Annotated in this window: 16 protein-coding genes; 8 read left to right on the top strand and 8 right to left on the bottom strand. The window is 69.5% G+C overall.

Annotated features, from left to right (window positions below; translation table 11 throughout):
- Positions 1-471, top strand: a complete 471-nt coding sequence (locus tag ACKUU6_RS16510; RefSeq protein WP_407989316.1) for an NUDIX domain-containing protein — start codon at positions 1-3, stop codon at positions 469-471.
- A 77-nt stretch (positions 472-548) separates the two neighbouring features.
- On the opposite strand, the gene ACKUU6_RS16505 is transcribed toward ACKUU6_RS16510, so the two are convergent.
- Positions 549-1,043 (bottom strand): phage terminase small subunit P27 family, encoded by a 495-nt coding sequence (locus ACKUU6_RS16505; protein WP_407989314.1) that lies wholly within the window; start codon positions 1,041-1,043, stop codon positions 549-551.
- A gap of 598 nt (positions 1,044-1,641) precedes the next feature.
- Between ACKUU6_RS16505 and ACKUU6_RS16500 the strand changes: the two genes are divergently transcribed.
- Both ACKUU6_RS16500 and ACKUU6_RS16495 read left to right on the top strand, forming a co-directional pair.
- Positions 1,642-1,944 carry a hypothetical protein gene (locus ACKUU6_RS16500; RefSeq protein ID WP_407989313.1) on the top strand — a complete coding sequence of 101 codons (303 nt, stop codon included), beginning with the start codon at positions 1,642-1,644 and terminating at the stop codon, positions 1,942-1,944.
- Entirely contained in the window at positions 1,941-2,243 is a 303-nt protein-coding gene (locus ACKUU6_RS16495) for a hypothetical protein (RefSeq protein WP_407989312.1), read from the top strand. Before ACKUU6_RS16500 ends, ACKUU6_RS16495 begins: the two co-directional genes overlap by 4 nt.
- On the opposite strand, the gene ACKUU6_RS16490 is transcribed toward ACKUU6_RS16495, so the two are convergent.
- The 6 genes from ACKUU6_RS16490 to ACKUU6_RS16465 all read right to left on the bottom strand — a co-directional run bounded on the left by ACKUU6_RS16490 (position 2,240) and on the right by ACKUU6_RS16465 (position 6,480).
- Complete coding sequence (locus ACKUU6_RS16490) at positions 2,240-2,407, bottom strand: HNH endonuclease (RefSeq protein ID WP_407989311.1); 168 nt, start codon at positions 2,405-2,407, stop codon at positions 2,240-2,242. The genes ACKUU6_RS16495 and ACKUU6_RS16490 overlap by 4 nt on opposite strands.
- A 536-nt stretch (positions 2,408-2,943) precedes the next feature.
- Positions 2,944-3,441, bottom strand: coding sequence for a hypothetical protein (locus tag ACKUU6_RS16485; RefSeq protein ID WP_407989310.1), 498 nt, complete (start codon positions 3,439-3,441; stop codon positions 2,944-2,946).
- 2 nt (positions 3,442-3,443) lie between these two features.
- On the bottom strand, positions 3,444-3,692 hold the full coding sequence (locus ACKUU6_RS16480; RefSeq protein ID WP_407989309.1) for a hypothetical protein: 249 nt from the start codon (positions 3,690-3,692) through the stop codon (positions 3,444-3,446).
- An 85-nt stretch (positions 3,693-3,777) separates the two neighbouring features.
- Positions 3,778-4,053: a hypothetical protein gene (locus ACKUU6_RS16475; protein WP_407989308.1), complete on the bottom strand. Its 276-nt coding sequence runs from the start codon at positions 4,051-4,053 to the stop codon at positions 3,778-3,780.
- A 732-nt stretch (positions 4,054-4,785) separates the two neighbouring features.
- Positions 4,786-6,315: a recombinase family protein gene (locus tag ACKUU6_RS16470; protein ID WP_407989307.1), complete on the bottom strand. Its 1,530-nt coding sequence runs from the start codon at positions 6,313-6,315 to the stop codon at positions 4,786-4,788.
- Positions 6,316-6,348: 33 nt separating this feature from the next.
- Positions 6,349-6,480 carry a hypothetical protein gene (locus tag ACKUU6_RS16465; protein ID WP_407992302.1) on the bottom strand — a complete coding sequence of 44 codons (132 nt, stop codon included), beginning with the start codon at positions 6,478-6,480 and terminating at the stop codon, positions 6,349-6,351.
- Between the two features lie 74 nt (positions 6,481-6,554).
- On the opposite strand from ACKUU6_RS16465, the gene ACKUU6_RS16460 reads away from it, so the two are divergent.
- The gene (locus ACKUU6_RS16460; protein WP_407989306.1) at positions 6,555-7,037 is read left to right on the top strand and encodes an LURP-one-related/scramblase family protein; all 483 of its coding nucleotides are present in this window, start codon (positions 6,555-6,557) and stop codon (positions 7,035-7,037) included.
- A 121-nt stretch (positions 7,038-7,158) separates the two neighbouring features.
- Complete coding sequence (locus tag ACKUU6_RS16455) at positions 7,159-7,581, top strand: DUF350 domain-containing protein (RefSeq protein ID WP_407989305.1); 423 nt, start codon at positions 7,159-7,161, stop codon at positions 7,579-7,581.
- Between the two features lie 92 nt (positions 7,582-7,673).
- Here ACKUU6_RS16455 and ACKUU6_RS16450 read toward each other — a convergent pair whose 3' ends face one another.
- Complete coding sequence (locus tag ACKUU6_RS16450) at positions 7,674-8,969, bottom strand: M18 family aminopeptidase (RefSeq protein WP_407989304.1); 1,296 nt, start codon at positions 8,967-8,969, stop codon at positions 7,674-7,676.
- A gap of 350 nt (positions 8,970-9,319) precedes the next feature.
- Between ACKUU6_RS16450 and ACKUU6_RS16445 the strand changes: the two genes are divergently transcribed.
- Genes ACKUU6_RS16445 through ACKUU6_RS16435 form a run of 3 tightly spaced genes read left to right on the top strand, consistent with a single transcriptional unit; the run spans position 9,320 to position 12,647 of the window.
- A complete protein-coding gene (locus tag ACKUU6_RS16445; protein WP_407989303.1) occupies positions 9,320-10,705 on the top strand; it encodes a peptidoglycan-binding protein in 1,386 nt (461 codons plus the stop codon).
- Positions 10,702-11,403: an ABC transporter ATP-binding protein gene (locus ACKUU6_RS16440; protein ID WP_407989302.1), complete on the top strand. Its 702-nt coding sequence runs from the start codon at positions 10,702-10,704 to the stop codon at positions 11,401-11,403. The genes ACKUU6_RS16445 and ACKUU6_RS16440 overlap by 4 nt, the downstream gene beginning before the upstream one ends.
- Complete coding sequence (locus tag ACKUU6_RS16435; protein WP_407989301.1) at positions 11,403-12,647, top strand: ABC transporter permease; 1,245 nt, start codon at positions 11,403-11,405, stop codon at positions 12,645-12,647. The genes ACKUU6_RS16440 and ACKUU6_RS16435 overlap by 1 nt, the downstream gene beginning before the upstream one ends.
- Positions 12,648-12,694 lie beyond the last annotated feature (47 nt).

Genomic DNA, 12,694 nt, shown 5'->3' with positions numbered 1-12,694 from the left:
GTGGCACGCACCGAGTTCTACGACGACCCCAACGCGCCCAAGCCGAACCGGCTGGTGGTGGCAGCGTCCGCAGTGGTGACCGATGACCACGGGCGCATCCTGCTGCAACGACGTACCGACAACGGTCTGTATGCGCTGCCGGGCGGCACGATGGATCTTGGTGAGTCGCTCCCAGAAACGGCCGTACGGGAGGTGCGTGAGGAGACCGGCCTTGATGTGGAGATCACGGGACTCGTCGGCACCTACACCGATCCTCGGCACGTGATCGCTTACTCGGACGGCGAGGTACGGCAACAGTTCAACGTCTGCTTCACCGCGCGCATCACCGGCGGAGAACTCCGGATCTCCAACGAGTCGACCGATCTGCAGTTCGTGGCCCCGAGCGACATCGGAGAACTGCCCATGCATCACACGCAGCAACTGCGGCTCCGGCACTTCCTTGAACACCGGGCGACTCCGTACCTGGGGTAGGGCACAGACGACAAAGGGCCCCACCCCGGCCACCATAAAGGGCGGACAGGGTGGGGCCGTTGTGGTGCTTGGGAGGATCAGTCCCAGATGTCGGAGTCATCCTCGGATTCGGGCGGGGCGATAGCGACTCGTGCGCTGGGCGATAGCCCCAACTCTCTGATGTAACGGGAGAGCTGTGACCGGTACTGAGTGGCAATAGTGGCAGCGCCATTTTTCACGATGCCGCGCTCTGCGGTGACCATGAGCCCACGTTCGGACAGGTCCCGCTCGGCCTGGTCGATCCTGGCAACGCAGACGCACAGGTCCTTGACGGTCGTATGGTCGACTTCGCCGAGCCCTGCGGCAACTTCGAGGATGGGAACGATGCGCCGCCACTCCGCGGACGCGACTTTCCTGCACCGGATGTTCGCCTCCTGCGTCTGGGCGGTTGGCGAGTCTTTGAAAACGTCTCGCCAATCAGGTTCTGCGAGGATGGCGCGCGGGACTATCACACCCTCTTTCATTTCGGACTTGGACGGGTTTCCCTCTCGGGCCCGCGCTACTGCCGGCTTAGGTCGGTATCGGTCAGCCATAGTCTCCTTTCGTTTGGTGGTGGGCGCGCCGGACTGCCAAAAATGGCCTCAGCTCCGGCGAGAGTCTTTTCGCTCCCTGCCGCGCCTTATGGCACCGGGAGGGAGTCACCCCCCTGGGGTGTCACCACTGGTCAGGGCCTCGGACAGGCTTTACGCGCTCACTCGCCCAACCTCCGGGCTGATGAACGGCGGTCTCACGGCTGTGACACTGCGTACACAGCGGACGAAGACGCGACCACGCGTCCGGATCGGTGACACCTCGGGCGACCAACGACCGACGCGACTCCGGGAAGTGGTCGGCGGTGGTCGCCTGCCTCGCGCACAGCACGCACCACGGATGGGCGTAGAGGTAAGCCCGACGGATGCGAGGCCAGCGAGGGCCGTACGCGCTTCCGCCCGGTGTGCCTCGCTGTGCGTCCGCCTCGGCCTGGTGCTTGGGGCAGCGGCCACCACGGGCGGTCAGCTCGGGGCACCCGGGGACTGAGCACGGAGGACGGGGCTTACGGGGCACGGGGCACCTCGAAGTTTGAGGGGTGCAGCTAGGGATGATCAGGCGCATACTGGATGCCCCCGCCTCAAGCTCGCCCGGGATCTAGCAATGGTTGACACGGAACCAATCAAGATTTCGCCAAATATCATGCTTGCTGTTGCCGGTGGCGCGCTATTGGCGGCAGCCCTCGCAGGATTCTTTCTTTCTTTGAACAGCGTAGTTATAGGTGTCCTTCTGCCTCTCGGTGTGTTTCTATTACTGGCATCCGCATTCGCGCCTCGACTAGAGGGCGAGCAGCGGTTGCCGGGGGGCGGAAGCCTTAACCTATGTTCCGTGGCGAAGCCGATAGAGAATGCAGAGCGGCAGATCACGGCGGGCGACGTCGTAGAAATAGAGGAGCTGGCGGAATGAGTGACCCGAAGATCATGTTCACAAAAACCGCCGCGGGGAAAATTAAAAAGCTGTCGAAGTCGAAGAGGAAGTCCGTGGTGGAACTCCTCGCCAAGGAACTTTCGAACCTCGGGTCGGGCAGTGCAATCGTCGGCGAGCGCGCCGTTTCCGGGACAAATTACGTAGTCCTCGATATTGGCGATGACATCGCCCTAGTTCGCCCCATGGACCCTGCGGAGCGAACAAAGTTTGACGTTAGGTCGGCGTCCGGGGGGTATTTCGTAGCGGACATGCTGCCAGCCAAGAAACTTGTTTACTAAAGTGATGCAGTCCCAAATCCGAAGTCTTGGCGCGTTTTGCCCTGGTGGCAGGTGCTGCACAGCGGCCACACGTTGCTGTCCGTGTCCTCGCCGCCGAGGGCGAGCGGGGTCCGGCGATCCACGTCGACCAGCTCGGCGGGGAAGCCTCGCCGCACAGTCCACATACCGCGGAGCCGTCCCAGTCGACCTACTACGTCGTGAAGTAGCAGAATGCGCAGATCCCTCGGAGATGGGCGGGTGCGTCAGGGTGCTTGACCCCGTCCGCAACCAATTGCTCCCGGGTGCGCGGGAAGTGCCTTACTAGTTCGGTCCGCTCCTCTCCGCATGCCTGGCACAGAGGGTGGCTGACGAGGAACGCTCGGCGTATCGCAGCCCATCCGGGCCCGCCACCCACAACGTGAGCGGCGGGCGGGATGGTCGGCTGTGCGCCAGTCCAGCGGCTCATGCTGGAGAGGCCGGAGGGATGACCGGCGGGTTGATCGGTTCGCCGTCCGGGCGCCGGGGTGTCACGTCCACCGCTAGCAGCCGGCCGGGGTCGCAGGGGTCGCGCATCGGCTGGACACCACGCGGCATCGGCGCTCCGCCGTTGAGCACGGGCAGGCCAGTTGGGGCGTCTGACCACACGGGCCGCCCCTGCGCGTCTCGGGGGAAGTGCGGATAGGTCCCGTCCGGGCCGGGGTCGAGTGCGTCAACGGCCAAGTCAGTCTGTCGCCTCGATGTAGGCGTTCCGCTTGGCTTCCAGTTCCTCACCGTAGGTCGCACCGATGGCTTCGGCGGCGTCGTCCACAGCGCTGGTGATGTCCTCGATGATGCGCAGGGCGTACCAGCGCTGTTCGGGGACAGTCCGCGCCTCGCCGAGGTGGGCCTGTGCGTTCTGCGCGGCCGTCAGGATCTTCTCGCGCTTGTACCGCTCGGCACGGTGCGCCACGTACACCCGGAACCACGGCTCGGCAGACAGAAGCTCGATGAACTCGGCGTGCAGTTCGTTGCCTCGGTCGGACCTCTCGGCGGCCTGCGCCGTCCACGTGTTGAGGAACGCGCGATCGTACTCGGCGGCCCGCGCGGCACGGCGGGCCTGCTCAGCCTCCTCGGCGGCCACCAGGGCGGCCTCGGCGTCCGCCATCGGACCCGCGAGGCGGTCGGCCTGGGCGCGCAGCTTGGCGAGCTTGTCAGCGGCTCGGGAAACGTCGTTGCTCATGGTCAGACCTCACGATCGGTAGGGGTGGAAACGTTGCGGCCGAGCTGCACGGCGGCAGCCTTCGCGGCCTCGTAGTGGCCGAGCGACAGGTGAGCGACGGCGCCCATCTGGTCGTACTGCTCGGGGCGCTCGCGCTTCATCTCGGCAAGCCGCTCCATGGCGGCGCTGTACTGGAAAGCGTCTGCGCGAAGACGGAACCGCTTCGTCTCGCGGTCCTCGTTCGAGTAGTTGAAACTGCTGCGGGTGATCACGATGTTCCTCCGGTTGGCCGCCTCGGCGGCATGAAAAAGCCCCTGCCCGGAACCGGGAGGGGTCGGCTTATGGCGACTGCTCTCGCTACGCAGCGTCAGCCTTGCGGGCCCAGTACGCGGCCTGCTGGCACACCGTGCCGCAGTAGAGCCGGGGACGACCCGTGGCGCGCTGCATGACCGTGTTGGTGCAGCCCTTGCGCTGGCACGGGCCCGCCTCCGTGATGGGCTCCAGCAGTCGCGCGGCCTCAGCGGTCAGCCGGTGCGCTTCGCCGGCTGCCGTGCCCTCTCCGGACAGGGCCCCCAGTGTTGCCGCCTCAGCGCTGCGGATCAGCTCCAGCGCGCGGGCGTGGTCGGTGTTCATCTCGAAGCCTCCGTGGCTGTCGGTGTTTCGGTGGAACGTTCAGTCCCTCGTAGGTGGAGGGCGAGGGTTTCCCGCGTGGAGCGGAACGACTCCCCGTTCACCCTGTAGTGGACGGGGCGGGATTCCTTGGGCCCGAAGATGGAAGAGGGGGACGAATTCCCTCCCCGGACTTGTAGGGACGGACGATTTCCCCTCCTACCGTTGTGGAGAGCGGGCAGATGGCCCGCATATCGGGGCATTCAGGCAATCTCGGACATGTGATCTGCGTCTCACTCTGCGGCGTGACGATTGCCGTGTCCTGCCCCTCAGTTGTTAGGGAGAGCAAGCCTTGCCTCCACGCGCACCCACCACGGCGGCTGCGCCCGTGAGCGTCTCGACTAGCGCTGGTGACGGGGTGACGTTCAGCAGGGTGATTCTGGTTTCTCTTCTGTGCGCGGGATCTAAGAGAAACCAGAACTGGCCCTCCGAACGTCACCACGTCACCCCGGCGGTCCACCGCGCTGCCCCGGCGCGGTGAGGTGACGTAGTGACGGTTGAGAGCCTGATTTCAGTTCTCTCTAGACATGTCAGAGAGAACCAGAATCAGCCCCGGAACCGTCACCTCGTCACCCGGGTCCGCCGCCGATCGGAACGCTGGCGAACGCCCGTCTTCCTCCAGGTGCGACAGAGCCCCGGCGGGCAAACGTGCCTCGGCCGGGGCTGAAGGTGTCGTTGTGGGCCAGCTACGGGTTCTCACACATCATGGTCGGCCCATTCAATGACGCACCGCTCGTTGCCGGCGAAGCGCTTGCCGCGCTCACCCCGGCTGACGATCACACGGTCTATGGCCAGCCGTAGCCGGTCGCGCTGCCCTGTTACGTTGTCCCCCTCCCACGCCGCCCGCAGGATCTCACCATCCAGCAAGGGAGAGATATCGACGGCGGGGGTCGGCATGGCTGCCAGGTTGGCACGCAGGCCGTCGATTCGGGTGCGCAGGCGCCCAGCCAGCCGGTTGTACCGCTCGATCGCGTCGGCCCCAGAGAATTCGCCGCGAACGTAGCGAGCGTCTTCCAGGTCCGCCAGGCGTGCACTCTCCTCGCTGATCTCCGCCTCTATCGCATCCCGCTTGGCGAACACTTCCGGGTCCTTTCGCTGAACCCACCGCTCCGCAATGGCGAACAGCAGTGGGTCTCCCGGTTCGAGTGCTGGGAGGCGGCTCAGGAAGGCATCGGTCACATGCGTGTTGAGGCTCTCCACTCGTGCGGTGACACCCGAACAGCCGCGCCCCATGCGCTTGTTCGCGCAGACGTAGGAGGTTCCAGACTGGCTCATCGGTGACTCGCACAGAGCACAGCGGGCAAGACCGGTGAGAAGGGCTGTGCCCTGCTTGTGGCCGTGACGCTTGCCCGCATGCGGGAACGTGCGGGACTCCAGTTGCCGGATGATCAGCTCGCGCTCGCCGGGGGTGATGATGCTCTCGCCGATGCTGACCGTGTCCAGCGTCTCGGGGTCGCGGTACGGCACAACCCTGCTGCCGTACTTGCGCGTTCCGTCTGCCGCCTCGGTGTACTCAGTCTGAGGCATCAAGCCGGCGAAGGCCGGGGCACGGAGCAACTGCATGACGCTGGAAGAGCTCCACTTGCCGCCACGCGGGGACTCGATCTCGTGCTCGTTCAGGAAGCGGGCGATGTGTACCAGAGCCTTGCCGCTCAGCGCCTCGTCCGCGATCAGTCGGGCGTAGACGGCGGTCTCCTCGTCGTGCACCAACTTCTTGCTCTCCGGGTCCACGGAGAGCCCGTACGGCGGCTGCCCGCCGATCCACTGGCCCTTCTGGCGGAGGTACCGCTTTGCGCTGCTCACGCGGGTGCCGATGTTGCGTGATTCCGCGCGTGCAAGCTCGGCGAGAAGGGCGATCGTGACCCGGGCGCTGTCGTTGGCCGTGTCGAGACCGTCCATCACGGAGACGAGACGGCCGCCGACGCGCCCGATGGCGTCCAGTGCCGAGCCGACTTCGCCAATTCCCTTACGAGAGAGGCGATCCAGCTTCCAGACGAGCAGGACGCCGACCACGCCGGACGTGACAGCGGTGAGCGCGGCATCGAAGCCCTTGCGGCTCACTTCCTTGTACCCGCTGCGTCCCCGATCGATGTGGACCTTGCGGACGGTCAGCCCGTTGCGCTCGGCCCAAGCGCGGCAGTCGGCCTCTTGGCGGTCGATGGCGGTCTTGCCGTCCCGGTCTAGCGAGAGGCGAAGGTACAGGTCACAGATCGTGTGGTGATGCACGGGATCATTCTCCCCTGGAGTGCCTTCAATGGTTCAGGACATCCAGAAGTCGAGGACCAGGATCTTGCCCCGGAAGTCGGTCAGCGACAGATCCTTGCCGCCGGTGTTCAGCCAGCCGCCCTTCCCCACCAGTTCGGGGGCGCGGACACGTGCACGAGTAGCCATGCTCCCATCCAACCGCATGAACCTCCGGCAGTATTTCTCGCAGGGGAATCCGACACGACGTCAGGCGGTGCGGGATGAAGTACGTGGTCAGGGAGCGGCTGTTCTCGATCGGGGACGACTACTGGATCGAGGGTGAGGGTGGGGAGAAGGCGTTCCTGGTGGACGGGAAGGTGCTGCGGCTGCGGGACACCTTCGAGTTGAAGGATCCGCAGGGGCGGGTGGTGGCGGTGATCAAGGAGAAGGCGCTGACCGTCCGGGACGCCATGAAGATCGAGAACGGCGACGGGGACATGGTGGCCACCGTGCGGAAGAAGCTGTTCACGCCGTTCCGGGACAAGTTCCACGTGGAGCTGGCCGACGGGGGTGAGCTGGGGATCCACGGGGACCTGATCGGCAAGGAGTACCGGATCGAGGCGGACGGGGAGGCCGTCGCGGAGATCTCCCGGAAGTGGCTCCGGTTCCGGGACACCTACGGGGTGGAGGTGGCCGACGGGGCGGACGCCGGGCTGCTGCTCGCCGTGGCGGTGTGCGTCGACCACCTGGTGGAGGAGGACTGACTCAGCGGGGCGAGGTCATGGCGGGCGATGCTCCCGGAGAGGTCCGGAAACCGGTCCGATGGGATATCTTTTGGCCGGTCCCGGGCCGGGACACCGACTCGTTCCTCCCAGGGGGCTCACCGTGCACGACATCGTCAACGGGCTTGGCGTGGCTGCCGCATTCGGCGCGGTCGGGGTGGTCCTGCTGCTGCTCGGTGTCGGCCTGGTCGACGCGCTGACGCCTGGGAAGCTCGGCCACCAGATCTGGGTGGAGCGCAACCGGAACGCGGCCGTGGTGCTCAGCTCCGCGCTGATCGGGATCGGCGGGATCGTCTTCACCGCGATCATGTCCACCTACGACGACTTCGGTAAGGGCCTGATCGCGACGGCCACCTTCGGACTGCTCGGTCTGGTCCTGATGGCGGTGGCCTTCTGGCTGCTGGACGTCGTCACCCCGGGCAAGCTCGGCGCCGTCCTGGTCGACCCCGAGCCGCACCCGGCGGTCTGGGTCACCGCCAGCTGCAACGTCGCGGTGGCCGCGATCATCGCCGCCTCGATCGTCTGAGGCAGGTCGGCCCCCACCTACTTCGGCATCAGCTGACCGAACGTCACGGAGAGGGCGCCCACCGAGTGGTGGGCGCCCTCTCCGTCGTACGGTCAGCCCTCGAGGAACGCCTTGAGCGCCGCCGCCAGCAGATACGGGTCGTTCGCACCGCACAGCTCGCGCGCCGAGTGCATGGAGAGCGCCGCAATGCCGCAGTCGACCGTGGTGATGCCGAGCCGGGCGGCGGTGATCGGGCCGATCGTGGTGCCGCAGGGCATCGAGTTGTTGGAGACGAAGGTCTGCCACGGCACGCCGGCCTTCTCGCAGGCGGCGGCGAACACCGCCCGGCCGACCGCGTCGGTGGCGTAGCGGTTGTTGACGTTGACCTTGAGGATCGGGCCGCCGTTCGGCATCGGGTGGTGGCCGGGCTCGTGCCGCTCGCTGTAGTTCGGGTGGACCGCATGGCCCATGTCGGAGGAGAGGCAGATCGTCCCCGCCAGCGCGCGGGCGCGGTCCTCGGGGGTGCCACCCCGGGCGTAGACGCTGCGGTCCAGCACGTTGCCGAGCAGCGGGCCCTGGGCGCCGGTGTCGGACTCGCTGCCGGTCTCCTCGTGGTCGAACGCGGCCAGCACCGGGATGTACGGCAGCGCGCCGCCCGCCACGGCGGCCAGCGCGGCGGTGCCGGCGTGGACCGAGAGCAGGTTGTCCAGCCGGGGGGCGGCCAGCAGCTCGCGGTCGCGGCCCAGGTAGGACGGAGGCTGGACGTCGTGCGTCATCAAGTCCCAGCCGACCACGGCGTCGGCCGGCACCCCGGCCCGCTCGGCCACGTACTCGACCAGGGAGCCCTCGTTGACCGTGCCGATCCCCCAGATCGGCGTCAGATGACGCTGCTTGTCGAGCTTGAGGCCCTCGTTCACCTGGCGGTCCAGGTGGATCGCCAGCTGCGGCACCCGCAGCAGCGGCTCGTCGATCTGAACCAGCGTCACCGTGCCGTCGCGCAGCGCCAGTCGGCCGGAGAGGCCCAGGTCGCGGTCCAGCCAGGTGTTCAGCGGGACGCCGCCGTAGACCTCGACCGCGATCTGCCGCCAGCCCGCCGAGCCGGTGTCAGGGACCGGCTTGACCCGCAGGTTCGGCGAGTCGGTGTGCGTGCCGACCACCCGGAACGGGGTCTCGGGACCGGCCCCCTCAGGGACGTACCAGGCGATCAGCGCGCCGCCGCGGATGACGTACCGGCCGCCGGCGGCCGCGTCCCAGGCCTCGGTCTCGGCGACGCGACGGAAGCCGACCTTCTCCAGCCGCTCCGCGGCACTGGCCACCGCGTGGAACGGCGACGGCGAGGTGCCGAGGAAGGCGATCAGGTCGTCGGTGTGCGTTCGGTCGAAGGAGGCCGGGCGGACGGCGGTCGACATGCTGCTCCTGAGTTGAGGGAGGGCGGAAGCCGGATGGGGGACCGGTCTTCGACCCCGAGCATATGCCCGTACACGGACATGACGCTGTGAACTCAGCAACGGTGACACAACGGTGAAGCGCGGGTGCCTCGGCCGCCCGTCGCATCGGCCATCCGGGCTGCCGACGGCGAGCCCCGGGCGGCCCGCAGCCTCCCCGGGCGGCCCCGGCGGCAAGATAGGGCCGACGCGGTGTTCCTGGAGGTCGAGAACAGCTACCCGGAGCAGTGGGCTGGAGACATCGGATGGGGCGGTTGTTTCGGCATGGGAAGTTCGCGCAGGGCGGTCCGGCACCGGACCCCGGTCCCGGTCCGGTGACCCGGTCCACCGGCGGCCGGCGGCAGCGCGCGCTGGTCGCGGTGGCCACCGGAGCGGCCGTGGTCTCGCTGGGCGGCATGGCCGCCGCCACCCTGGTCACCTCCCCCGCCGAGCGCGCTGCGCGGACCGCCCCGCCGCCCCGGAGCCTGCTGACGGCCCCGGTGGTCAGCCGGGTGCTCAACCCGGCGGTGATCGCGCGGGCGGCCGTCCACCCGCTGACCCGGTACGACGTGGTCCCCGTCCCGGCCTCCGCGGAGGTCACCCAGCTCTTCCTGTCCGGGCTGTACGTGAAGACGGGCGATCCGGTCGGCAACGGGCAGCTGCTGGCCGAGGTCTCCGGGCAGCCGCTGTACGTGCTCAAGGGACCGGTGCCGGCCTACCGGGACCTCAAGCCGGGGTGCACCGGCCCGGACGTGGCCGAACTCCAGGACGCCCTGGCGGAGTTGGGATACCAGGCCGGATCGGACCAGAAGGGCTTCTTCGGACCGGGCACCGGACAGGCGGTGACCGCCTTCTACCAGGGCATCGGCCAGCCGGTACCGCTCACCGGCGCGGCCACCCAGCAGGCGGTGGACGCGGCCCAGCGGGCCGTGGACGCCGCCCAGCTGACCGTGGACACCCTGGCCGCGCAGCGCCAGAGCGACCGGTCCACCCCCGGCATTGATCAACAACTTGCTTCGGCCAGAAGGCAGTTGTCTACCGAGCGGGCCGCCCTGACCAAGGCCGTCGCGGCGAACGGGCCGATGGTCCCGGCAGCGCACGTGGTCTTCCTGCCGACCCTGCCGGCCTCGGTGACCGCGGTCGCCAGCTCGGTGGGCATGCCGGTGGCGGGCCCGCTGCTCTCCCTCACCAGCGGGGGCCTGGCCGTCACCGGGCAGCTTACTCCCGCGCAGGCAGCGGTAGTTGAGCCCGGCATGGCGGTGGAGATCATGTCCGAGGAGACCGGTGCCCGGCTCACCGGCACCGTGGCCGAGCTCGGCCCCCCGACCACCACCCCGCCCGCCGGGCGGGTGGTCACCCTCGGCGGGGCGGCCGCACCGGCCGCGAGCGGGGCGGCCGCTCCCCCGGTGCCCAACGCCGACGCCCCCCGGTACGTACCGGTCACCGTCACCCCGTCCGCCGACCCGCCCGGCGCGCTGAGCGGCAGCAACGTCCGGATCACCATCCTCAAGTACGGCTTCAGCCGGCCCGTCCCCGCCGTCCCGGTGGCCGCGATCTCCACCGATGCCGCCGGGCGGACCACGGTCACCACGGTGAACGCCGACGGCGACCGGCGCACCGTGGTGGTGACCACCGGCGTGACGGCGGACGGCATGGTCGCCGTGACCCCGGTCGACGAGGACGGCCTGCGGGTGGGCGACCAGGTGGTGGTCGGAAGGTGAGCACCGACGCCCGGACCCCCGTCATCCGGCTCACCGGCGTGAGCCGGAGCTTCGGTGGTGAGCCGCCCGTCACCGCCCTGCACCCCACCGACCTGAGCGTCCGTCAAGGCGAGTACCTGTCCGTCAGCGGCCCGTCCGGCTCCGGCAAGTCCGTCCTGCTGCACCTGCTCGGTCTGCTCGACGCCCCGAGCGGGGGCCGGTACGAGCTGGACGGCATCGATACCGGCCCGCTGACCGACCGGGACCGGTCGACGCTGCGCGGGCGGCGGATCGGGTTCGTCTTCCAGTCCTTCCACCTGTTGCCGCACCGCACCGCCGAGGAGAACGTCGCGCTCGCGCAGGTCTACCGGCAGGTGCCCCGGCCCCGGCGGGCCGAGGCAGCCCGGGAGGCACTGCGGCTGGTCGGCCTGGCCCACCGACTGGACGCCCTGCCGACCACGCTCTCCGGCGGCGAGCGGCAGCGGGTGGCGATCGCCCGGGCGCTGGTCAACCGGCCGGGCCTGCTGCTCTGCGACGAACCGACCGGCAACCTCGGATCCGACGACTCCGAGGCGGTGCTCGACCGGTTGGACGAGTTGCACGCGCAGGGCCGCACGCTGGTGGTGATCTCCCACGACCCGGCCGTCGCGGCCCGGGCCGGGCGTCGGGTGACGATCCGGGACGGCGTGCTGTCCGAACCGACGGAGGTGGCCCGCTGATGGCCCACGACACCCTGCCGGAGCCGGGTACGCGGCTCGGCGCTCGGGACCTGTGCGAGGAGGCGGTCGCCGGGATCCTCCAGCGGCCGGGCCGTTCGGCGCTCACCGTGCTGGGCACGGTGCTCGGCATCGGCGGCTTCGTCGCGGTCCTCGGGCTGACCGCGACCGCCGCCGGCCGGATCGGCGAACAGCTCGACCTGACCAGGGCCACCACCGTGACCGTCGCCGACCGCGCCGGGACCGACCAGGGCCGACCGGGGGCCGACCCACCGACGAGCTTCCCTGCGGACGCCGACGAGCGGCTGCGCCGGATCGACGGGGTCGAGGCGGCCGGGGTCTGGTGGCCTGTACCGGGAAACCCGGTGCTCTCCGACCGGCCCACCGGCGGGGAGCACCCGGCCACGACCGTCCTCGCCGCCACCCCCGGCGCGGTCGCGGCGATGGCACCGACCCTGCGGGCGGGCGTGACCATGGACGCCTTCGCCCAGCGCACCGGGCAGCGGGTGGTGCTGCTCGGTCAGGCCGCGGCCGAACAGCTCGGGGTGAGCCGGCTGGACGCCCAGCCCGCCGTCTACCTCGACGGACTGCCGTACACCGTGATCGGGATCTACTCGGACGTCCGGCGGCAGCCCGCCACGCCGCCGGGCGCGATCGTCCCGGCCCGTACGGCGCTGGAGCAGTTCGGCCCTCCCGGCGGCGGGGCCGACCGCCGTGCGCAGGGGCTGATCGCCACCCGGGCCGGCGCGGCCTCGGTGGTCGCCGAGCAGGCCGCCGTCGCGCTCCGGCCGGACTCCCCGGACTCGTTCACCGTCACCCCGCCGGCGGACCCGCACGGGCTGCAGGACGGGGTGGGCTCCGACCTGACCCGGCTCTTCCTGGCGCTGGCCACGGTCTGCCTGCTGGTCGGCGCGGCCGGCATCGCCAACGCCACCCTGGTGGCCGTCCTGGAACGGACCGAGGAGATCGGCCTGCGCCGTGCCCTGGGCGCCAGGACCCGGCACATCGCGGCCCAGTTCCTCACCGAGTCGACCGTGCTCGGCACCCTCGGCGGCCTGGTCGGCACCGGCCTGGGCGTACTGGCCGTCCTCGCGGTGGCCGCCGCCCACGACTGGACGGCGGTGATGCACCCCGCCGCCACCCTGGCCGCCCCGCTGATCGGCAGCGTGACCGGACTGCTCGCCGGCCTCTACCCGTCGCTGCGAGCGGCCCGCACCGACCCCCTGACCGCACTGCGGGGCGGCTGACGGACACACCGCGGGGCCCGGTCCTGGTGGACCGGGCCCCGCGGTGC

Source organism: Kitasatospora sp. CMC57, from assembly GCF_045866025.2.
Taxonomy (GTDB): domain Bacteria; phylum Actinomycetota; class Actinomycetes; order Streptomycetales; family Streptomycetaceae; genus Kitasatospora.
This window is presented reverse-complemented; position numbering and strand designations above follow the sequence as displayed.

Excerpts from the sequence above, each read along its gene's own strand:
- ACKUU6_RS16450 (WP_407989304.1), bottom strand. The coding sequence starts at position 8,969 with ATGTCGACCGCCGTCCGCCCGGCCTCCTTCGACCGAACGCACACCGAC.
- ACKUU6_RS16465 (WP_407992302.1), bottom strand. The coding sequence starts at position 6,480 with ATGGCTACTCGTGCACGTGTCCGCGCCCCCGAACTGGTGGGGAAGGGC.
- ACKUU6_RS16490 (WP_407989311.1), bottom strand. The coding sequence starts at position 2,407 with ATGTGGACTGTGCGGCGAGGCTTCCCCGCCGAGCTGGTCGACGTGGAT.
- ACKUU6_RS16495 (WP_407989312.1), top strand. The coding sequence starts at position 1,941 with ATGAGTGACCCGAAGATCATGTTCACAAAAACCGCCGCGGGGAAAATT.
- ACKUU6_RS16435 (WP_407989301.1), top strand. The coding sequence starts at position 11,403 with ATGGCCCACGACACCCTGCCGGAGCCGGGTACGCGGCTCGGCGCTCGG.
- ACKUU6_RS16475 (WP_407989308.1), bottom strand. The coding sequence starts at position 4,053 with ATGAACACCGACCACGCCCGCGCGCTGGAGCTGATCCGCAGCGCTGAG.
- ACKUU6_RS16505 (WP_407989314.1), bottom strand. The coding sequence starts at position 1,043 with ATGGCTGACCGATACCGACCTAAGCCGGCAGTAGCGCGGGCCCGAGAG.
- ACKUU6_RS16485 (WP_407989310.1), bottom strand. The coding sequence starts at position 3,441 with ATGAGCAACGACGTTTCCCGAGCCGCTGACAAGCTCGCCAAGCTGCGC.
- ACKUU6_RS16500 (WP_407989313.1), top strand. The coding sequence starts at position 1,642 with ATGGTTGACACGGAACCAATCAAGATTTCGCCAAATATCATGCTTGCT.
- ACKUU6_RS16460 (WP_407989306.1), top strand. The coding sequence starts at position 6,555 with ATGAAGTACGTGGTCAGGGAGCGGCTGTTCTCGATCGGGGACGACTAC.